The 23376-nt window shown below is 38.0% G+C and carries 14 protein-coding genes and 1 tRNA gene; 9 read left to right on the top strand and 6 right to left on the bottom strand.

Annotated features, from left to right (window positions below):
• Positions 1-32 precede the first annotated feature (32 nt).
• Positions 33-1265, bottom strand: coding sequence for a hypothetical protein (locus OLM61_RS09560; protein WP_264526122.1), 1233 nt, complete (start codon positions 1263-1265; stop codon positions 33-35).
• Positions 1258-1992, bottom strand: a complete 735-nt coding sequence (locus OLM61_RS09555) for a type III pantothenate kinase (protein ID WP_264526121.1) — start codon at positions 1990-1992, stop codon at positions 1258-1260. The genes OLM61_RS09560 and OLM61_RS09555 overlap by 8 nt, the downstream gene beginning before the upstream one ends.
• Positions 1993-2096: 104 nt before the next feature.
• On the opposite strand from OLM61_RS09555, the gene OLM61_RS09550 reads away from it, so the two are divergent.
• The 3 genes from OLM61_RS09550 to OLM61_RS09540 all read left to right on the top strand — a co-directional run bounded on the left by OLM61_RS09550 (position 2097) and on the right by OLM61_RS09540 (position 4300).
• Positions 2097-2169, top strand: a tRNA-Phe gene (locus tag OLM61_RS09550).
• Between the two features lie 399 nt (positions 2170-2568).
• A complete protein-coding gene (locus OLM61_RS09545; protein WP_264526120.1) occupies positions 2569-4065 on the top strand; it encodes an MFS transporter in 1497 nt (498 codons plus the stop codon).
• A 10-nt stretch (positions 4066-4075) separates the two neighbouring features.
• Positions 4076-4300 (top strand): DUF6814 family protein, encoded by a 225-nt coding sequence (locus OLM61_RS09540; RefSeq protein WP_173967121.1) that lies wholly within the window; start codon positions 4076-4078, stop codon positions 4298-4300.
• A gap of 107 nt (positions 4301-4407) precedes the next feature.
• Here OLM61_RS09540 and OLM61_RS09535 read toward each other — a convergent pair whose 3' ends face one another.
• The 4 genes from OLM61_RS09535 to OLM61_RS09520 all read right to left on the bottom strand — a co-directional run bounded on the left by OLM61_RS09535 (position 4408) and on the right by OLM61_RS09520 (position 13122).
• Positions 4408-7281 (bottom strand): alpha-amylase family glycosyl hydrolase, encoded by a 2874-nt coding sequence (locus OLM61_RS09535; RefSeq protein ID WP_264526119.1) that lies wholly within the window; start codon positions 7279-7281, stop codon positions 4408-4410.
• A gap of 84 nt (positions 7282-7365) precedes the next feature.
• On the bottom strand, positions 7366-8463 hold the full coding sequence (locus OLM61_RS09530) for a SusE domain-containing protein (protein ID WP_264526118.1): 1098 nt from the start codon (positions 8461-8463) through the stop codon (positions 7366-7368).
• 17 nt (positions 8464-8480) lie between these two features.
• Positions 8481-10109 carry a RagB/SusD family nutrient uptake outer membrane protein gene (locus tag OLM61_RS09525; protein ID WP_264526117.1) on the bottom strand — a complete coding sequence of 543 codons (1629 nt, stop codon included), beginning with the start codon at positions 10107-10109 and terminating at the stop codon, positions 8481-8483.
• A 37-nt stretch (positions 10110-10146) separates the two neighbouring features.
• Complete coding sequence (locus tag OLM61_RS09520) at positions 10147-13122, bottom strand: SusC/RagA family TonB-linked outer membrane protein (RefSeq protein ID WP_264526116.1); 2976 nt, start codon at positions 13120-13122, stop codon at positions 10147-10149.
• Between the two features lie 236 nt (positions 13123-13358).
• On the opposite strand from OLM61_RS09520, the gene OLM61_RS09515 reads away from it, so the two are divergent.
• The 6 genes from OLM61_RS09515 to OLM61_RS09490 all read left to right on the top strand — a co-directional run bounded on the left by OLM61_RS09515 (position 13359) and on the right by OLM61_RS09490 (position 23265).
• Positions 13359-14390 (top strand): LacI family DNA-binding transcriptional regulator, encoded by a 1032-nt coding sequence (locus OLM61_RS09515; protein ID WP_264526115.1) that lies wholly within the window; start codon positions 13359-13361, stop codon positions 14388-14390.
• Positions 14391-14570: 180 nt separating this feature from the next.
• Entirely contained in the window at positions 14571-16091 is a 1521-nt protein-coding gene (locus tag OLM61_RS09510) for an MFS transporter (RefSeq protein WP_264526114.1), read from the top strand.
• On the top strand, positions 16084-16743 hold the full coding sequence (gene pgmB, locus OLM61_RS09505; RefSeq protein ID WP_264526113.1) for a beta-phosphoglucomutase: 660 nt from the start codon (positions 16084-16086) through the stop codon (positions 16741-16743). Before OLM61_RS09510 ends, pgmB begins: the two co-directional genes overlap by 8 nt.
• A gap of 17 nt (positions 16744-16760) precedes the next feature.
• The gene (locus OLM61_RS09500; RefSeq protein ID WP_264526112.1) at positions 16761-19064 is read left to right on the top strand and encodes a glycoside hydrolase family 65 protein; all 2304 of its coding nucleotides are present in this window, start codon (positions 16761-16763) and stop codon (positions 19062-19064) included.
• A gap of 26 nt (positions 19065-19090) precedes the next feature.
• Positions 19091-21205, top strand: a complete 2115-nt coding sequence (locus tag OLM61_RS09495; RefSeq protein ID WP_264526111.1) for a glycoside hydrolase family 97 protein — start codon at positions 19091-19093, stop codon at positions 21203-21205.
• A 200-nt stretch (positions 21206-21405) separates the two neighbouring features.
• A complete protein-coding gene (locus OLM61_RS09490) occupies positions 21406-23265 on the top strand; it encodes a glycoside hydrolase family 13 protein (RefSeq protein ID WP_264526110.1) in 1860 nt (619 codons plus the stop codon).
• The last annotated feature ends 111 nt before the right edge of the window (positions 23266-23376 follow it).

Raw genomic sequence — 23376 nt, 5'->3', positions numbered from 1 at the left:
TAATGAGCTTAAAAAAATATCAGAGCTTATGCTTAATTGAATTTACTTTTCACGAACCATTTGTCATTAAAAGAGAAACTCACGCTAAAGTTGATATAATTCTCCTGAACCAACCCTGAGGATACTGTTCCTCTTTTCCCGAACTCAACACCAATGTTAACATTCGAAAAAGATCCGTTATTAAGCGGAATTCCAGCTCCCAAAGTCATACCCAAATCATTGATTTCCTGATTGTTTACCACCAAACCAATTTTTTCGTATTTCAATCCGGCTCTATACGTCATTCTGCTTAAATAGCTTGTAAAAGATGCGTAGTTAGGAATATAGTACCCCCCAATTGCATATTTTTGATATTTCTCATAACGCACATTGTCTCTGGTGTTGTAATAATTTGCCAGTTGTCCGTCACCCTGAAAAGAAACGGTTGTACCTACCAACCATTTTCTGGCTTCTCCGATACCTGCCCCAAAGGTTATTTTACTTGGCAGTTTCAACTTGTCTTCATGTGCAGGAACGGTAACAGGATCCGGATCACCATCTACCTGAATGACTCTTGTGCTGCTTGAATTTAAAGTACTCCCAAAAGTATAGTTCAAACTGGTGAACAAGCTTAGTTTTTTATCAATCTTTGTTTGATACATGGTACCAATATTAAAACTAATACCAGACAACTCAGAAGCATTTGTTTCTCTGGTAGCATTTTGAACACCAGTTACCAGTTCTAAACTTGTAGTTGTAATTTTTCCAAAATTGTATTGTGCATCAGCTCCAATATTCCAGTTCTTTCTGATTTTATATCCTAAACCAAGGAATACTTTATTAACACCACCTTTTCCTTCAAGCTGATTACTTGTTGCTCCTTCAGTACCCGTAAGGTCGTTTTGAATTTTATATCCAACAGAAGTTACCGGGACTAAACCGAAGGCCGCACCAAATTTTCCCATCGGGATTCCCAATGCCAAATAATCAAAAGTAGCTCTTTGTGCTTTTTCAGATTTTTCACTGGTTTTCAAATTTGACGTACCGAAAGATCCTCCAACTGTAAAAGTTGTAAACTTTAAACTCGCATAACTTGCAGGATTTTCAATATTCAGGTGAATACTATCCTGTTCCACTGCAACTCCGGACATAGATCTGTTTTCAAGAGTTCCTTTAAATCTTACATCACCAATTCCGAAAAAGGAATAAGGCGACGCAGTACCTTGTTGAGCGAATGAAACGAACGAGATAAGCAAACAAGCGCTTACTATAATTTTTTTAATCATTGTCGATTTTATATTGAAATGTTTGGTTCAAACTCTCCAAAAGGAAATTTGAATTGGCAAATATGGTATTTTTTAATCGTTTAGCCAAAAAATCTGCATCACCTCCCGTTAAAATTATTATAAAATTTGAAAAGTTTGCGCGATATTCATCGATAAAACCATCAATCTCATAGACGAAACCATTGACTACTCCGGAATGAATCGCCTGCTTTGTGGAATCTCCGATAATCGAATCCGGCGACTCCAAAGTGAGCAAAGGCAGTCTGGCCGTATAGTTGTGCAAAGATTCGTACCGTAATCTCAGCCCCGGAGAAATCGCTCCTCCCAAATAATTATCCTTTTCGTCGATAAAATCGTAGGTAATACAGGTTCCGGCATCAATGACCAATCTGTTTTGTCCGGGAAACTTTAAAGTAGCCCCGGCAGCCAAAACCATGCGGTCTATTCCTAATGTTTTTGGAGTCGCATATTTATTGGTGAAGGGAAAAACATCCTCATGAGTTAAAAAATGAACGTTTAACTGTTTTTCGAAAGTCAAAAAAGATTGTTTTTCGATATTTCCGACCGATGCCACAACCAAATCAGAGCATTTTTGATATTTTTCTAAAATTTTTTTAATTTTTTTTTCAAGCTCATTTTTCTCAAAAATAAAATTTTCAAGAACACTACCTCCCTCAAATACAGCAGCTTTAATTCTGGTATTTCCGACGTCAACCGTTAAAATCATTTTTGTTTTTTTAGCCCTGCGAAGATACGAATTGATTTTTTTAAAAAAATATTTTGGATAAACGAAAAATGATTCTATCTTTGCACCCGCAATGTGCACAGCACGGTACCTTAGCTCAGATGGTAGAGCAATGGACTGAAAATCCATGTGTCCCTGGTTCGATCCCTGGAGGTACCACAACAACCCGAATAGCAATATTCGGGTTTTCTGTTTTTAATCCTTTTCTTGCTGATTTAGATCGGTACCCACTCCCCAATTTTCTGGAACCTTATTGCAAAGCACAAACTGTTTTAACAATCTGTCGCTTTTAACAGCTGCAATCGCTGCTAATATTTTTTTTCCCGGTTACACTATCTTTTGCTAAACCTCCCAATTTTACAGCCGATTCAGAGATTTTACGCTTCTTTCTTTTTTAATTTTAACGCAATTAGTAGGATTAAAAAACCGTAATTATCTTCCTGCTTATTTTTCGTTAAAAAAGTATTAAATAAATAAAAAAATATCTTCTATATTCGCAAAACTATAATTTAAAGTTTTATTCTTTATCAAGTACACAAATTCTATTAAAGTCTGTTTATGAGCAACACTTCTACAAGGGGTATCTGGAAAGTGATTTCGGCATCGTCAATGGGAACCATGATCGAATGGTATGATTTCTATATTTTCGGAAGTTTAGCAGTCGTAATTTCAACCAAGTTTTTTCCTGGTGACAATCCTACTGCTGCATTTCTGTCGACTTTGGCCACTTTTGCAGCCGGATTTGTTGTACGTCCTTTTGGGGCCTTGTTTTTTGGAAGACTTGGCGACATCATTGGGCGTAAATATACTTTTATGGCTACTTTGTTATTAATGGGTGGTTCTACTTTTTTAATAGGCTGTATTCCGGATTATGATACTATTGGCTTTCTGGCTCCTCTGTTGGTTTTAATCCTTCGTTTACTGCAAGGCCTCGCTCTTGGAGGAGAATATGGCGGAGCGGCTACTTATGTTGCAGAACACGCTCCTGCTAATCAAAAAGGATATTGGACTTCCTGGATTCAAACGACAGCGACCGTTGGTTTGTTTATTTCATTAATGGTAATATTAGCTACAAAAAACATTCTTTCGCCCGAAGATTTTGATTCGTGGGGATGGCGTGTTCCGTTTTGGGTTTCTATTGTAATGGTAGGAATTTCGTATTTGATTCGTAAAAATATGGACGAATCTCCTGTGTTTGCCAAAGCCAAAAAAGAAGGAACAACAAGCACCAATCCGTTGAAAGAAAGTTTTGGAAACCGATACAATCTGAAGTTTGTTTTACTCGCTTTGTTTGGCGCTACCATGGGACAGGGAGTCGTTTGGTATACCGGACAGTTTTATGCGATGAGCTTTATGAAAACGGTAATGAACGTTGACTCTTCTCAGGTTGATGAGTTATTGGGAATTGCCTTATTACTTGGAACTCCGTTTTTTATATTTTTCGGATGGCTGAGCGATAAAATTGGAAGAAAACATATTATGATGGGCGGAATGCTGCTTGCCATTTTATTTTACAGACCGATCTATAAAACGATGTACAGTACTACTGATCTGAGCCACAAAACCGAACTCATTTCCAAAACCACGCAATCGATTGAAATAACAAAAAGTAAAGACTCGATTTACACGACTTCTAAAGAATATAGCGACGGTACTACCTCGCTGGAAAAGAAGTCTCATTTTACCAACAAAAAAGAAGCTCAAATCAACACCACGGTTACCATTAATTCTGATGACAAATGGACTTTAATTTTTCTCGTTTTCATCCAGGTTTTATTTGTTACAATGGTGTATGGCCCAATTGCAGCCTTTTTGGTAGAAATGTTTCCCACTAAAATCAGATATACTTCGATGTCGCTGCCTTATCACGTAGGAAATGGAATTTTTGGGGGCTTACTGCCTGCCATTTCAACTTATTTTGTCACACACGCTAAGGAGGCCGGTAAACCGGATTTTTATCTTGACGGACTCTGGTATCCTATTATCATTGCCTCTGTCTGCTTTGTCATTGGAATGATTTACATCGATAATAAAAACAAAACGAATCACCTTTAATATTATAACTATGAATACGATCAAACAAATTTTAGGTGTTTTATGGATTATCCTTGCTATTGCAGCGGCCTATTTTTGCATTTTTGAATTTGGATTACCCAAGCTGCTTTCGGACAAACAGGATGACTTGGTCTTTGGGACCATCATTCTTTTTATCCTCACCCCGTTAATTGTTTTAGGACTGGGAACTTTTGGCTACTTCTCCGTAATCGGAGAGTACAATAAAGGAAAATAAGGGGTGAAAAAGGAAAGGGCTGCCTAAAAACAGACAGCCCTTTCGCACCACTAACAAAACCAAAATCTTTTACTTGTCAGGTATGTTCTTCGTTTATATTGATAAAATTATTTCTTAATCAGTTTCATTACCTGAGTTGATCCCTTCTGGTCAACCGCTTTTACAAGGTATAAACCTGTTTTCAGATCGCTTACGCCAAACTGAAAATCCGGATTTCCATTGGTAGTAAAACTTTTCACCAATTGCCCTGAAATTGCATAAATCTGAACTTTTGAGGTTGACACATTTAAGGTAAAATAATTCGAAACCGGATTTGGATACAATCGTACCGAGTTTTCTTTTTCGAAATCGGCTATGGCTAAACTTGCGGGTTTGTTGCCATAAATTCTGAATTCTCCCGCCGGAAGATTTAAGGGCGCATTGACATCGGTAACAGTAATAGTAGAGTTGTCCATTAAATTGTACCAGGCACCGGCATATTGAAAACCGGTTGGAACATTTTGGGCCGTAACATCAAAATTAGCAACAATCAAAACATCTTTTAACTCGGTTGACGATAAAGCACTATTGGTAATTTTTATGTTTACAGACAGTGAATTAGCGTTTGCAATTACAGGATCTCCCAAAAACACAGGCTCTTTTGTTTTTAGCGCAATCATCTTTGCCCAATCGTTGTAGATTTTATTTCGACCTGAATTGCCCAACCAATTGTTTGCCCATTGCGGCTGTGGTTTTGTATCTAATTTACAATCGCCCGCAACGCCATCGAAATCGGTGTTGACTGAATTATCGTTACAGGTAAAAATAGAGTTCTCCCATCCTAATTCTCCAAAATGCCAAATCATTTTTGGTCCCGGAACCAATAGCGAAACGGCTCCAATTGCCGACATTCTGGACAATGCTGTATCCAGTGTTTTTACATTGTATCCTCCACCAGAATTTCCGTATTGTATGTTTTTATACATCAAACGTTCTTCATCATGGCTTTCGGCATATCCCATTAATCGGTTGGCTGTAAAACCGTGGTTGCTGCTGGCCATTCTCGAAATATTACTTTCATTTGCATACCCCATTGACAACTGATTGTATGCCCCTGTCATTTTTCCCCACATCATTACTCCTTTAGACGGTGTTTCGGCAATTCTGTAATTGGCCCATTCCTTCTCCTCGGTATCAGACCCCAGGTGCTCAAAAATAGTGTAATGTGTAGGATCAAGACTCCACGAATAATCAGCATATTTCTTTAATACATCTACTCTGTCTTGCTGGTACGCATCAGTACATGCTCCATCAGAAGCGGTACAATTTTGTGTAAAACCTTTGGTCAAATCCCAACGGAAACCGTCAATTTTATATTCTTCGATCCATTGTTTAACCACACGCTCGACATAATTTTGTGTTTTCAAGGCCTGATGGTTAAAATCTTCCCCCACGTTGTAGGCATGTTTGGCAACTGTATTAAAATAAGGATTCTCGGCAGTTGGCGAACCAAAACCGTCTCCGTCAGGATCGTTCATCCACATTCTCACCATCGGATTTCTTCCGAAAGCATGGTTTAAAGCGACATCCAGGATCACAGCAATTCCGTTTTGGTGACACAAATCAATAAATTCCTTCAACTTGTCTGAAGTACCGTAAAATTTATCCAGTGCCATATGAAACGAGCTGTTGTAGCCCCAGCTTTCATTGCCTTCGAACTCCATTACGGGCATTAATTCGATCGCATTTATCTTAAGGTTTTTAAAGTAATCGATACGGTCTATTAAACTTTGATAATTTCTGGCCGCATCAAAATCGCGAACCAAAACCTCATAAACGACTAATTTTTCTTTTTGTGGTTTTACAAAATTGGTTACCTGCCAATTGTACGGCGTTTGTCCGGTTTTCAAAACGGTCACTTCAAATTGCTGCCCTGCCGGATAAACGGGCATATTAGGATAAGAAGCTGCAGGAATAGAAGGATCATCGTAAGGCGATAATACTAAAGTGGAATACGGATCGGCCGTTTTTACTAAAGCCGGGGAGTTAGCCAGCGGCGTAGTATCGACCACCCAATATTGATAGGTGTAAGTAACTCCCGAAACCAATCCGGTTAATTCCAGCCAGAATTTTCCCGAAGCAGGATCTTTTTTCATGGTATAAGCCAAAGTGGGCTGCCAGTTATTGAAGCTTCCCGCAACGTAAACAAAATCTTTTAAGGGAGCATCAAGGACCAAAGTCGCTTTTGTAGCATCAGCCGAATTGTAATTAATTCCATCGACCAATCCCGCCGGCATAACCTGCGAAACGGTATTTGGGTTTATGACAACCGAAAACTTTTTGACAATCGTAGTCCCCGCCTGAGTGATACTCAATTCGTAACTCTGATTGCTGGTCAAACCAACATGGGAATATGAATAGCTTGCTGTACTTGAATTGGTATGGATAACTGCTCCGTTTGCCTTTAAGGAATAACTTGCCGCTCCATTTGTATTGGTAGCTGCAATATCAAAATTAGCTCCCGATGCTATAATTGATGCACTGTTTTCTATTGGTGAAGTCAGAGTGACCTGAAAGCTGCCCACTTCTACTAAAATATCCTGCGATTTTTTATCACCTGTTCCGTTTTTGGCTTTTACCAAAAAACCAATTCTTCCAATGCCTGTGGTATTGTAATAAACTGTTGGCGTAATGGTTTTAGTATAGGTATCTGTACCCGAATTGTAGGTAAACTTGCTTGCCTCGCTTGAGGCATCCCAGGAACCATTATCCGGAGTTCCTTTTTGAGAAGTGTCGTTGGTATCAAAAGCCCAAGCCCACATATACAGGGAATGGTCGGTAATTCCCCAGCTATCTTCATCAACGCTTGTACCGTTAATGGTGATGGTAATAGGTGTAGTCTCTTCAAAAGTTGACGGACTTACGGAGTGGCTTATGGTTTGCGATTGGGCAAAAGTAGCCACAGACCACAGAAATGTGATCCATAGTAAAGTTTTTTTCATAATGTGGTTGATTGGTTGGTTAGTTAGTCTGACTAAAAAAAGGGCTATCTTCTAACAGATAGCCCTTTTGATTTCAGTAAAAAATTATTCCTGATTTGGAATCATTAAATAGCTTCCGTCTAAGTCATTAAAATAAATAACATATTTAGATTTTGCTACTGGTATGTTGTCACCGGAACCTCCCCCTGAGAATGGAGTATTTCCTCCCCATGAAACGTCCCATTTATCATCTGCTCTGAATTTAAGTCCACCATCTTTCAATGCCGTTACTCCCAAAGTCCAGATATGATCGTTGAACGTAGATTTTTTCATAGCTGTCGATGTATTCCAGCCTCCTGGTGTACTGTCGCCAATGATACCAACTGTTCCATAAGTTTTAGCAGCAGACGCATCATACGGAGTTAGTTTGTAGGTTAGTTTTTGCACATCGATTTTAAAGGTGTAATACCCCTGAGTTGCAATTACAAAACTAGCCGGATCAGCGTCAGATTCTTTTCCTCTGTACACTAAAACATCACCTGCACCACCATACATTGGAGCCCAGCTGCCTAAAGTACTGATTGTTTTAAAAGCACCTGCTTTAAAGAATCCTGTAAAAGTATATTCGTTAGGATTTTTTGGATTTCTGAATAAAATTTGGTTTCCTTTATTATTATCCCATCCTGAAACTGTTGCATCACCAACTAAGTACCATTCTGTAAATTTGTAATCTACTTTTCCGGTATAAGGCGTTACACTAATTGTGATTATCGTTTTAGAAACCTGTGGAACTCCGCCTGAAACACTTGAAGCTATTTTTACATCAAATAAAGAGGCTACTTCTGTTGGAGCTCCAAGATCAATCGCTGCCTGGTTTAAATCTTTTGCAAGCACGGAAACCTCGGCTATATTTGTGGTTCTTTCAAGCGTAACTGCTTTCGAAAAATCACCTCCTTTTTTATCAATCAACAACGTATAACTTACTACTACAGGAGCAGAATAGGTTGCTTTAGACCATGTAAATTTGGCCACTTCCTGTGAAGGTTTATCCACATCTAAAACAAATGCTTTTCCTGTTGCAGGTGCCGTAATTTCAGGTGTTGCAACAGCATCAACAATTTGTCTGTTCTCTACATCATCGGCATTACATGAAACAGCTAAAACACCAATAAATGCGATTAAAATTTTATATATATTTTTCATTTTAATGTTTTATAAAGTTAATACCCAGGATTTTGTTTCAATGTTGGATTTGCTTGGATATTTCTTGCAGGAATTGGCATTAAATCTCTGAAAGATGCAGTTGCTGCTCCCGCCATAATTCCGCCTTTCCATTGCCAGATTTTAGATCCTCCGCTAAATTTACCAAAACGAATCAAATCGGTTCTTCTGTGACATTCCCAAAACAATTCTCTTCCTCTTTCATCTAAGATAAAATCAAGTGTTAACTGTGGAAGTGTAATTGCCGGTGCACCCGCTCTGCCTCTAATTTGGTTTACATATCCTAAAGCTGTATTAAGATTACCGCTGGTAGCTCCTCTAAGAGTAGCCTCAGCATACATTAAATAAGCATCTGTTAATCTGAACATTGGGAAATCAATATCCGGAATATCGTTTCTTTGTGCTGCAGAACCATCCGCATTTTTATTGATGTATTTTGTTACTGCATAACCATCCGTAAAGGTCGATACATTGTTAATGTCTAACGATTGTCCGTCCGTATAGAATGTACCTCTTTTATCTCCTGTTGCCGTTGCATCAGGAAAAAGAGCTACAAACTCTTTACGAGTTCTAATCCCTTGCCATCCACCATCCATTCCTCTGGATGCTGCATCCATGCTACCTCCAATAGAAGCGTGCATGATAAAACTCATTCCTCCACCAGTTGCTCTAATGGCATTACCATCACTAACAATTGGAAAAATAACTTCAGACTGAGCGCCATTTCTGTTATTATCTGCAGAGAATAAGTATCGGTACGGAACATTTGCGAAAGTATAATTTGAACCTGTAATAATTTCATTACACAATGTTGCCGCTTCATTGTTCTTGTCTACACCAATGTATACTTTTGCGTTCAAATAAACCTGCGCCAATAAAAATTTAGCAGCCGTTTTATCCACTCTTCCATATTCATTTGCTTTTGAAGCTACTAAGCTATTGTCTAAATCCTTCAATTCAGATTCAACAAAAGCAAAAACTTCTGCTCTTGTTTTTTGTTCCGGGTAAAAGAATCCAACAGGGTCTTTTTCTGTTGTAATTGGCACATTCCCGAACAAATCCATTAAGTTGTAATAAGAGAAAGCTCTTAAGAAACGAGCCTCAGCTCTAAAGTTAGCGATATCAGCTTTCAGCTTGGCATCAACATTTCTTGACGCTAATTTCTCTTCTGTTGTTTGTCTTAAAAACTCATTTGCAACACTGATGTGGTAAAACGCTCTTGAGAAAGTTCCTTCCAAAAACTCATTTGCAGGAGACCATGTCTGTGCATTCAAAGTTGGTAAAGTACCATCAGCCCAGGCAATAATGGCTTCATCTGTGGTAAATTCCTGTGTTACAAAAAGTAATCTTAAGTAACTGCTAAAGTCACCACCAAGTCCAGCGATATCAGGGCTCTTTCCAGGTATAGCCGCATCACCATCACCATCATTACCTCCAACATACAAACCTGCGTATAATTTAGCTAAAACTTGTTTGTACGATGCCGGATCTTTAAAAAAGGTTTCTGATAAAAATTCATCATCATCCTTTGGCGTCACGTTTAAGTCGTCCGTACACGAAGTAAGCGTCATACTTAATCCTAAAACGAATAGGAAAAAATAAGATATATATTTAAATGATATTTTCATTTTGTTTGTTTTTAAATTTTTGATTTTCAGTCTACTATTAGAAATTCGCATTTACACCAAACAAGAATGTTCTTGCTCTTGGATAAACGTTATTATCAATTCCGTTGAATTTCTCAGGATCTAAACCATTGTATTTTGTTAGAATGAAAACATTCTGAACTCCAGCTGTAAATCGTAAAGAAGCACCTTTAATGATCGTTTTATCAAAAGTATATCCAAGTGTAACGTTGTCTAATTTGATAAAAGAAGCATCTTTCACAAAATAGTCAGACAAGTAACGTGATGTACCATTGTCTTCAAAAGTGAAACCAGTATTGTAGTAATCTGAACTTACGTTAGACAAATCTGTTTGTCTTCTTAATCCCGCGTCAGAATAACCTAAATTAGAACTTACGTTATCAAAAATCTTATTGCCTACACTAGCTCTCCAGTTCATTGTAAAATCAAACTTTTTGTAGTTTATGGTAGAAAACAAACCAAAAGTATAATCAGGCGCTGCTTTTCCAGCTCTGTAACGGTCAGCCGTATCAATTTTTCCGTCTCCGTTTCTGTCTACATAAGCCCCTGCAATTGGTCTTTTATTTGCATCATATAATTGCTCGTATACAAAAAATGAATTTGGCGCATAACCTACTGAGTTAATCAGGATTTTATTTCCGTTTCCTCCGGCGATGTTATCTCCCGTTAAGTACCCCTGAAAACCAGGAACTGTAATTCCTAATTCCGAAATATTCTGATCAATATAAGTCGTATTAAAAGCTACATTCCAAGTCAGATTATCGTTTTTAATAATATCAGAGGCAATACTAAATTCAACCCCTTTTGTTCTTACACTTCCAATATTAAAGAAACCTTGATTTCTAATATTAGCACCATCAGGAACGGCGATATCTGCTAATAAATCAGATGATTTTTTATCAAAATAGTTGATAGATCCTGTAATTCTGTCATTGAAGAATCCGTAATCAATACCGATGTTAGATTCTGCCAATTCTTCCCATTTGATATTTTCGTTATATCCTTCTGGTCTTGCAGTTGGATAGATGGTATTACCAAAAATGTATTGTGAGTTAATTGTTCCCAAAGTTACCCTTTGTAAATAATCATACTGAGCAGAGATATCCTGTTGCCCTGTTGTTCCGTAACCCACTCTTAATTTTAAACTGGAAACGGTTGAATTCCCTTTTAAGAAAGCTTCTTCAGCAACATTCCATGCAAAAGCACCTCCTGCGAAATTCCCCCATCTGTTGTCTTTAGAAAAACGGGAAGTTCCGTCTCTTCTGTAATTTAAAGTCAGTAAATATCTGCTGTCATACCCTAAATTCAAACGTCCGAAGAACGATTGTAAGTTTACATCCGGATCTGTAGCTACGTCCTCATTAGGATTTGGCTGTCTTGTTTCTCCAGATGAATATTTTTCTTTTTGAAACAATTGGTAGTTATAACCTGCAGTTGCATCAATTTTAATTTTTCCTAAATCTTTAGTGTAATTAAAATAAGCATTTAAGTTTTTATTTTGAAGCGCATCTGTATATCTCGAATAGTTTCCAAGATTTACATAACCCGGATCGCTAAATGCTTTTGGCTGAAATCCTAAAATACTTTGTGTACTTACTTCGGTAAATCCGCTGCTGTCAAATCTATCGATACCTGCTTCAGCAACAACTCTTAAATCTTCAAAGAAGTGAAGTTTATAATCTACTCTAACATTCCCCCATTTTCTGGTTGAAGTTGCTCTTCTGTTGTCCTGATTTAATCTTGCTACAGGGTTTCTTGCTGGTAACAACGGTAAATTTCCGTTTGGCTCCAACCATTCAAAGTATCCTCCATAACGAGAACCTGTCTTATAAACCGGTTGCGTAGGATCAAATCCGATCGCGCTTCCGATAACTCCACCTTCATCCTGAAATTGATTTTTACCGAAAGCTAAATTTCCGCTAATATCGATTTTTAAATGATTGTCAAACAATACCGGATTTAACGATATCGATGTCGTAGTTCTTTCAAAAGAAGTGTTTCTTAAGATTCCAGGATTATCAACATTACCAACAGATAAACGTACCGGTAATTTATCAAATAAAGAACCGCTTACAGAGATATTATTGTTGGTTGTCAAGGCTGTATGAAAAATTTCATCCTGCCAGTTTGTATTTGCATTCCCTAGTAAAGCCTGTTGTGCAGGAGTACCTTTGGTTTTTACCAATTCTCTGTATTGATCAGCACTCATTACATCAACTGTATTGGCTACTGTATTAATACCAACCTGAGAACTGAAGTTCACTTTTACACCACCTTTTGCTCCTTTTTTAGTTGTAATTACGATTACACCATTTGCAGCTCTTGATCCGTAGATTGCAGCAGCAGATGCATCTTTAAGTACTGTAAAAGATTCAATATCATTAGGATCAATGGTAGATAAAATACTGGTAGAACCGCTTGGTACCGCATTGCTTAACGGAAGTCCGTCTAAAACAATTAACGGCTCATTTGAAGCATTTAAAGAAGATCCTCCACGAATTCTGATATCCGCTTTAGCTCCCGGTGCTCCACCTCCTGTTACATTCACACCTGAGATACGACCGCTAATTAAACTCTCCGGAGTAACGTTAATTCCTTTGTTAAAGTCTTTTGCTGCAATTTGGGATACAGAACCTGTAGCATCCTTTTTCTTAACAGTACCATAACCTACTTGTACCACAACTTCTTTAAGCTGGTTCGTATCTTCTTCCAGAGAAACGTTTAGTGTTTTTTGACCATTATAAATCACAGTTGACGTTTTATATCCAATAAATGAAACCAAAATTTTGTCCCCATTTTTTACGTTAGATAACTGAAATTTACCGTCAAAATCTGTTGATGTTCCACCCGGAGCACCCTGTACATTTACATTTACTCCCGGGATTGGTTGTCCCGTTGCCAGGTCGGCAACTGTTCCGGTTAAAGTGCTTTGAGCTAGCACCGTAAACGGCAACAAGAGGAATAAAAATAACAACTTTTTGTAAATTGTTTTCATACTTTTTGTTTAAATTAGTTTGAGTTTTTGATTGTTAGTTAAGTTTTTAATTTTACTTCGAATTTCAAAATTAGGAATTAATTAACATGCTCAACCAGTTGCCTTTTTTATAGGTTTACGAAAACGTGGTAGTGTTGAAAACTTTCTATTTTTTGTAATCTTTTAAGTCAAAAATTGTTGATTATAAAAATATAAGATACCTTTATTAACAATTAGATTTTTTTCAAATAACAACTATGAAACGTAAAATAACCCTAAAGCAGATCGCAAAGGAACTTGACGTCTCTATCTCAACTGTCTCAAAATCACTCAGAGACAGTCTCGAAATAGGAGAAGAAACCCGTGCAAAAGTGCAGGCATTTGCAAAGTTTTACAACTACAAGCCCAACAATATTGCCCTTAGTTTAAAAAATCGAAAAACCAAAAGTATTGGTATTATCATTCCGGAAATTGTACATCATTTTTTCTCTACCGTGATCAATGGAATCGAACAGGTAGCTAACGAAAATGGCTATAGTGTTGTCATCTGTTTGTCTGATGATTCCTTCGATAAAGAAGTACTAAATATGGAGATGCTGGCCAACGGAAGTATCGATGGTTTTATCATGTCGCTCTCTAAAGAAACGCAATACAAAGGTGACTTTCACCACATTACCGAAGTCATCAATCAGGGAATGCCAGTGGTCATGTTCGATCGTGTCACCAATGACATCCTGTGCGATAAAGTAATTATTGATGATAAAGCTGCTGCCTATGAAGCTGTACAAAGTTTGATCGACAATGGCCGCAGAAAGATCGCTCTGGTCACTACCGTAGATTATGTAAGCGTGGGAAAACTCAGAACCGACGGTTACGAAAAAGCGCTCCTCGACAACGGATTGCCTTTTAATGAGGATTTAATCATCAAAATTGAAGATGTAGACACTTGCGAAATCACCATCAGCCAGCTTTTACACGACCGTGCCTTTGATGCCGTTTTTGCTGTAAATGAGCTTTTTGCCGTAACCATTATCAAAACAGCCAGTAAAATGGGACTAAAAGTTCCTGAAGATCTTGCCGTAATTGCCTTTACTGACGGAATTATTTCCAAATACTCCACTCCGACTATTACAACCGTAAGCCAGAGCGGTGAAAAAATGGGGAATAAAGCCGCTAAAATGCTGATCGAAAGACTCGAAGCCGAACACGATGATGACGAAGAAGAAAACGAAAATTACACCACAGAAGTCATTGAAACACATCTTATAAAACGAGAATCTACTGACTAAAAACCTAAAAATCAACATTTTCTAAAGTCTTAAATAACATTTATGACTTTTTTGTTAGCGTATTTAAAAAAATAATTAATACTTTTACGCCTGCTCAAAGCTTTTACTTTTACTTCGAAATAATAAGTAAGTTTTGATAAGCAAAGCGCTTATCGTCTAATTAATTTTTTAATTACGATAATGGAAAAGCGTAAATTAAGTTTCTGGGAAATTTGGAACATGAGTTTCGGTTTCTTGGGAATACAGTTTGGTTTTGCACTGCAAAACGCAAATACTTCAAGAATTTTTGAAACTCTGGGTGCTAAAATTGACGAAATTCCAATTTTATGGATTGCAGCTCCGGTTTCAGGATTAATCATCCAACCCGTAATTGGTTATTTTAGCGATAGAACCTGGACTCGTTTAGGCCGACGCCGCCCCTATTTTTTAATTGGAGCTATCTTGTCTTCTATTGCCCTATTCATCATGCCCAACTCTCCAACTTTATGGATAGCTGCAGGTACTTTATGGATCATGGATGCCTCGATTAATGTTTCGATGGAACCTTTTCGCGCTTTTGTTGGCGACAATTTACCCGAAAAACAACGTACTTTAGGTTTTGCCATGCAAAGTTTCTTTATCGGAACCGGTGCAGTGGTAGGTTCTGTTTTGCCTTATCTTTTTACCAATGTTTTTGGCGTAAGTAATACTGCCGCGGAAGGAATTATCCCGGACTCTGTTAAATGGTCCTTTTATATTGGTGGAATTGTTTTCCTGCTTTCTGTTTTATGGACTGTTTTTAAAACAACCGAATATACACCTGAAGAACTACATGCTTTCGAAGTTCAAAGCAAAAAAGACAAGGAAGATCTTATTCTCAATCCCGAAACAGACTCTGAAAGCAACATCAAACGACAATTGTTTTTAGGAGTATTATTGACCGTAATTGGGGCATTGGTTTCCTTTTTAATTTTCGAAAACAGTCTGGCGAAGGAACTTTACATTCTTTTTATCGGTTTGGTTTTCATGGGAGTTTTATTCATGATCGCTTCCCAATTACGAACTTCTAAAGTTCATAATGGTTTTACGATAATCATGACCGATTTATTGAACATGCCAGCCACGATGAAAAAACTGGCCTGGGTTCAGTTCTTCTCCTGGTTTGCCTTATTCTCCATGTGGATTTATACTACACAAGCGGTTACACAGCATATTTTTGGCACAACAGACACTACTTCTAAAGTATACAATGATGCCGCCGACTGGGTTTCGGTTTTGTTTACCGTTTACAACGGAATTGCCGCTGCAGTTGCTTTTTTATTGCCGGTCATTGCCAAAAAAGTAGGCGTTAGAGCAACACATTTATTGGCTTTATGTGCCGGAGGTGTTGGTTTAATCTCTATTTATTTTATTGGCGACAAACAAATGCTGATCCTTCCAATGTTAGGCGTTGGTATTGCCTGGGCAAGTATACTGTCGATGCCTTATGCCATGTTATCCGGAGCTTTACCGGCAGCAAAAATGGGGTATTACATGGGAGTTTTCAACTTCTTTGTTGTGATACCGCAAATTGTAGCCGCCACCATCTTAGGATTTGTTATCAAACAATTCTTTCACAACGAACCCATATACGCCTTAATTATCGGAGGAGTATCTATGATATTTGCCGGATTACTTACCCTTAGAGTAAATAGCAGAACTAAAATTGAAATTCATGAATAATAAAAAAGCATTCATCTTCGATCTTGATGGAGTGATCGTTGATACCGCTAAATACCACTTTTTAGCCTGGCAGAAAATTGCAAAGGCCCTAAACATAAATTTTACACACGAACACAACGAACTACTGAAAGGAGTAAGCCGCGTGCGTTCGTTAGACATAATTCTCGAGCTTGGAAATGTTCAGGCTTCGCAGGAAGACAAAGACAAATGGCTCATTCAAAAAAACGAAGATTACTTATCTTACTTGGTTGACATGAATGAAAGTGAAATTCTTCCCGGAGTTTTTAAAATTCTGCAACTATTAAAAGAAAAAAATCAGGGAATTGCCCTGGGTTCTGCCAGTAAAAACGCCCGTCCAATTCTGGAAAAAACCGGAATTCTTTCGTACTTCGATGTTATTGTTGACGGAAACGACGTTACCAACGCCAAACCAGATCCCGAAGTTTTCTTAAAAGCAGCGCAATTGCTGCAGATTAGCCCCGAAGATGCTATTGTTTTTGAAGATTCAGTTGCCGGAGTTCAGGCCGCTAATATTGGAAAAATGACCAGTATCGGAATTGGTTCAAAAACAATCCTGCACGAAGCACAGTATATCTTTGAGGACTTCACCTTAATAGATACCCCTTTTATCGAATCATTAATTAGCAAATAAGATCAATCAATCACAAAATGAATCAAGATTACATTAAACCAGACAATTGGTCCATCATCGAAGAAGGCTTTGATTCTGAAAGAGTAAAATCGTCAGAAAGTCTTTTTAGCATCGGAAACGGCGCTATGGGACAACGTGCCAATTTTGAAGAAACCTATTCAGGTGAAACTTTTCAGGGAAGTTACATCGCCGGAATTTATTATCCGGACAAAACAAAAGTAGGCTGGTGGAAAAACGGATATCCTAAATATTTTGCCAAAGTACTAAACGCTCCAAACTGGATTGGAATTGACATTCAGATCAACGAAGAAAACTTAGACCTGAACCAGTGCACTGCCGTGAAAAATTTCCGCAGAGAATTGAATATGAAAGAAGGCTGGTACAATCGTTCTTTTGAAGCGACCTTAAAAAACGGAACTGAAATTGCCGTAAACATTCGTCGTTTTCTCTCTTTAGATCTGGACGAAACAGGAATTATCAAGTACGAAATCACCCCTTTAAACAAAGATGCTAAAATTGTTTACAAACCTTATATTGATGCAGGTGTAACCAATGAAGATGCCAACTGGGACGAGAAGTTCTGGGAACCTCTTGAAGTTAAAAAGGGAGCAAATGAAGCTTTTGTCACTGCACAAACGTTTAAAACGCATTTTAAAGTAACCACTTTTATGCACAATACGATTTTTGCAAACGGAGAAAACGTAAACATTTCGCCTTCAACAATCGATTCAACTGCCGATAAAATTCAGTTTACCTACGGAACCATAATCGCAAAAGGTCAAACCTCATCGATCCAAAAAATTGGTGGTTATACCGTTTCTTTAAACCACGAAAATACGTTAACGGCAGCCGAAAAATGCATTAAAACTGCTGTAGCGCTGGGTTATGATACTTTACTTCAAAATCAAATCGGGGCCTGGAGTAAAATCTGGGAAATGTCAGACATTACCATTGATGGTGATGTAAAAGCACAACAGGGAATTCGCTTTAACATCTTCCAGTTAAATCAAACCTATTTAGGAAAAGACAGCCGTTTAAACATTGGCCCTAAAGGTTTCACCGGAGAAAAATACGGCGGATCTACTTACTGGGATACTGAGGCTTACTGCATTCCGTTTTACATGGCAACTAAAGATCAGCAGGTGGCCCGTAACTTACTGACTTACCGTTTCAATCAACTGGATAAAGCAATTGAAAACGCCAAAGACAATTTAGGTTTCAAAAACGGTGCTGCTTTGTACCCAATGGTGACCATGAATGGCGAAGAATGCCACAACGAATGGGAAATCACTCACGAAGAAATTCACAGAAATGGAGCGATTGCCTTTGCGATTTACAACTACCATCGTTTCACCGGAGACTACTCATATATTCCTGAAAAAGGTTTAGAAGTACTGATCGGGATTGCGCGTTTCTGGCATCAGAGAGCTTCTTTCTCTAAAGAAAAAAATCAATACGTTATTCTGGGCGTTACAGGGCCAAATGAATACGAAAACAATATCAACAATAATTTCTATACCAATTATATTGCAAAATGGTGTATTGATTATGCTGAAGAACAAATTAAAAAAGTCGCTGCTGAGTATCCATCAGACCACAAACGAATCATCGAAAAAGTAACGCTTTCGGCAGCTGAAATTGCGGAATGGAAAAAAGTAGCCGGTAATATGTATTTCCCAACTTCTGAAGAATTGGGCATTTACCTGCAACAGGACGGTTTCTTAGACAAAGATTTAGTTCCGGTAAAAGACTTAGACCGCTCGCAGCGTCCTATCAATCAAAAATGGTCGTGGGATCGTGTTTTACGTTCGCCTTATATCAAACAAGCCGACGTTTTACAATGTTTCTATTTCTTTGAAGATCATTTTTCTAAAGAAGAATTAAAACGTAATTTTGAGTTTTACGAATCTTTTACGGTTCATGAAAGTTCATTATCGCCATGCGTACACTCGATTCAGGCGGCCGTTTTAGACAAAATGGATATGGCTTATACTTTTTACTTAAGAACCTCCCGTTTGGATCTTGATGACTATAACAAAGAAGTGGAAGAAGGCTGTCACATTACCTCAATGGCCGGAACATGGATGAGTATCGTAGAAGGTTTTGGCGGAATGCGTGTGAAAAACGATCAGCTTCATTTTGCTCCAAAAATCCCAAAAGAATGGAAAGGTTATTCTTTTAAAATTAATTTCAGAAATCAAATTTTAAAAGTAGCTGTAAATCATAACGAAACAACTTTTACGGTAGACGGCGATCAGGATTTGACTATTGTAGTCAATGGAAATCCGGTAACTGCTGATAAATTGTTTCAAACCAATTAACACAACACACTTAAACACTCAAAAACATGAAAAACTTATTTTTCGCAAGTTTAATCCTGTTTGCTTTTAGCTCGATAGCAAAAGCACAACAATTAAAATCACCCGAAGGAAAGTTCGTAATGGAATTTTCGCTTCAAAACGACGGAACTCCAACTTACAATTTAAAATACAAAAATAAAGAGGTTGTAAAAACCAGTAAATTAGGCCTTGAGCTTAAAGACGATAAAAAATCTTTATTGAATGATTTTACGGTTGTCGATACCAAAACAACCACTTTTGATGAGAGCTGGAAACCGGTTTGGGGCGAAGTTGACAACATCAGAAACCATTACAATGAACTGGCTGTTACTTTAAATCAAAAAGGAACAGAAAGACAAATCGTGATCCGTTTCCGTTTGTTTGATGACGGTTTAGGATTCCGATATGAATTCCCGACTCAAAAGAACCTTACCTATTTTGTAATTAAAGAAGAAAGAACCCAATTTGCAATGGCGGGCGACCACACTGCATTCTGGATTCCGGGAGATTATGACACTCAGGAATACGATTACACCAAATCGAAATTATCTGAAATCAGAGGTCTTTCTGAAAAAGCGTATACGGCAAATGTTTCACAAAAATCTTTCTCTCCAACAGGAGTTCAGACTTCTTTGATGTTAAAAACAAACGACGGTATCTACATCAACTTACACGAAGCTGCTTTGATTAACTATTCTTGCATGCACCTGAATTTAGATGATAAAAACATGATTTTCCAATCGTGGTTGACACCGGATGCAAAAGGAGACAAAGGATACATGCAGGCGCCAAGCCACTCGCCATGGAGAACTATTATGGTGAGCGATGATGCGAGAGAAATCTTAGCTTCAAAAATGACTTTAAACTTAAATGATCCGTCTAAAATTGACGATACTTCATGGATTAAACCTGTAAAATACATTGGTGTTTGGTGGGAAATGATTACCGGAAAAAGCTCATGGTCTTATACCAACGATTTTCCAACCGTACAATTGGGTGTTTCTGATTTCTCAAAAGCCAAACCAAACGGAACGCACGGAGCAAATAATGCCAACGTAAAAAAATACATTGATTTTGCTGCTGCAAATGGTTTCGATGCCGTTTTAGTAGAAGGATGGAACGAAGGCTGGGAAGACTGGTTTGGACACTCTAAAGATTATGTTTTTGATTTTGTAACCCCTTACCCGGATTTTGACGTAAAAGGTTTGCACGCCTATGCAAAATCAAAAGGAGTGAAAATCATCATGCACCATGAAACTTCAGGTTCTGTTCGCAACTACGAGCGCCATATGGACAAGGCCTACCAATTCATGAAAGACAATGGCTACGATGCTGTAAAAAGCGGATACGTTGGAGACATCCTTCCTCGTGGTGAAAACCATTACGATCAGTGGATTGTAAACCACTATCAATATGCCATTGAAAAAGCAGCGGATTATAAGATTATGGTGAACGCTCACGAAGCAGTTCGTCCAACAGGAATTTGCAGAACTTACCCGAACTTAATTGGAAATGAAGCAGCGAGAGGAACAGAATACCAGGCTTTTGGAGGTTCTAAACCAAACCACGTAACCGTTTTACCTTTCACCCGTTTGATTGGAGGTCCAATGGATTACACTCCGGGAATCTTCGAAATGGATATCAGCAAAATGAATCCGGATAACAAATCTCATGTAAACAGTACATTGGCAAACCAACTGGCATTATACGTTACCATGTACAGCCCATTGCAAATGGCGGCTGATACTCCTGAAAACTACAACCGTTTTCCGGATGCCTTCCAATTTATTAAAGATGTAGCGGTAGACTGGTCTGAAAGCAAATATATTGAAGCTGAGCCAGGTGATTTTATCACGGTTGCCCGTAAAGCAAAAGGAACAAACAACTGGTTCGTTGGAAATGTAAATGGAGAAACTTCACGTACATCAAACATCGATTTCAGTTTCCTTGAAAAAGGAAAAAAATACACCGCAACAATTTATGCTGATGCAAAAGACGCGCATTACAAAACCAATCCGCAAGCTTACACCATCAAAAAAATTGCTGTAACCAATAAATCAAAATTATCACAGTTATCTGCTCCTGGCGGAGGTTATGCGATTAGTATAATCGAAACGAAGTAATTTTTTCAAAGACAAGTAATTCACCCCAAGATTACTTGTCTTTTTTTTAGAATTAACCTCTTTTTTGTCACATCGAACGAATTGTCACATCAAACAAATTGTCACATCGAGCGGAGTCGAGATGCCGAAAAGGTTCTCGACTCCGCTCGAACCGACAATAAAAATCACTCGAACTGACAATGAGAATAATTATAATAACTATGACAAGCCACAAAACATCAGCTATCTATAAACTAATCTTAATAGTTTTCTTATTTTCCGCTTCCGCGAAAGCGCAAATCCAAAAAACAGAACCGCCATTTTGGTATGCCGGTATGAAAAACCCGGAATTGCAGATTATGTTCTACGGAAAAGACATTTCACAATACGAGGCTTCTGTTTCAAATAATGTGGTGATTAAAAGCGTTGAAAAAACAGAAAATCCAAACTACCTTTTTGTTACCATCGATACACAAAACCTAAAAGCTTCCGAATTGGTTTTCTCCTTCAAAACCAAAAACAAAGTCGCTTTTACTCAAAAATATACACTTAAAGAAAGAAGAGCCAATTCGGCAGACCGAAAAAGCTACGATGCATCAGATGTAATGTACCTCATCATGCCGGATCGTTTTGCAAACGGAAATCCGAAAAACGACAGCAATGCCGCTTTAACCGAAAAAGGGAACCGTCAGGATCCAAGTGGCCGTCATGGCGGAGACATCGAGGGAATCATTAAAAACCTCGATTATATCTCGTCTCTTGGTGCAACCACTATTTGGAATACGCCCCTTTGTGAAGACAACGACAAACAGCACTCCTACCATACTTATGCACAATCTGACGTGTACAAAATAGATCCGCGTTACGGAACGAATGAAGATTATGTTCGTCTGTCTGCAGAAATGCATAAAAAAAACATGAAACTGGTTATGGATTATGTCACCAATCACTGGGGAATTACCCATTGGATGATGAAAGATATTCCAACCAAAACATGGTTCAATCAATTTGAAACTTTTACACAAACACACCACAGACGTGAAGTAATTACCGATATTCACGCTTCAAAGATAGATCAGGAAGTTTGTGTTGACGGCTGGTTTGTGCCTACAATGCCCGACTTGAACTTAAGAAATCCTCTTGTTGCCAAATACCTGACTCAAAATGCGATCTGGTGGATTGAATATGCCAATCTTGACGGATTCAGAGTTGACACTTACAATTACTCTGATCAAACTGCAATGGCCAATTGGGCAAAAGCTGTGACGAACGAATACCCTAATTTCAATATCGTTGGAGAAATATGGATGCACAATCAGGCGAATTTAGCCTATTGGCAAAAAGACAGTAAAATTGGAGCGATCGAAAATTACAATTCCAACTTACCAAGTGTGATGGATTTTACGCTTCAAAGTCAGATTAGTTCAGCTTTCAACGAAAATGAACCAAGCTGGGATAATGGATTGATTAAATTCTACAACAATTTTGCAATGGATTATTTGTATCCAAACACCAATAACATTTTAGTTTTTGCGGAAAATCACGACACAGACCGTATCAATCATAATTTTAAATATGATTTGGCAAAATACAAGCTAACAATGACTTTACTGGCTACAATTCGTGGAATTCCACAAGTGTATTACGGTTCAGAAATTGGAATGGGCGGTGACAAAAGCAAAGGAGATGCCGACATTCGTCAAGATTTCCCGGGTGGCTGGGCTGGCGACAAAAACAATGCTTTCACCAAAGAAGGCAGAACCGCTGAGCAGGCTGCTTACTTTGATTTTACCTCTAAATTATTCAACTGGAGAAAATCAAACGAAGCCGTTCATTTCGGGAAGATGACACATTACATTCCGGAAAACAACACTTATGTTTATTTCAGATATACGGACGCTAAAACCGTCATGGTTGTTTTCAATAACAATGCGAAGGAGCAAATTGTAAAAACAAACCGTTTTAAAGAGAACCTCAAAAACTTTAAAAAAGGTAAAGATGCCATCACCGGAAAAACATTCGATTTGTCTTCTGAAATTACTTTAGAATCAAAATCAGCTTTGGTTTTAGAATTGGAATAAAACTTAACCGCAAAGTTCGCAATATTTTTTTGCCACAGATTAAAAGATTATTACAGATTTAAAAAAATCATTTTTATTCTTTTAATCTGTGGCTATTTTTTTCAACATAAT

Source organism: Flavobacterium sp. N502536, from assembly GCF_025947345.1.
Taxonomy (GTDB): Bacteria; Bacteroidota; Bacteroidia; order Flavobacteriales; family Flavobacteriaceae; genus Flavobacterium.
The sequence above is the reverse complement of the archived record's forward strand: the minus strand, read 5'-3'. Positions and strand labels throughout refer to the sequence as shown.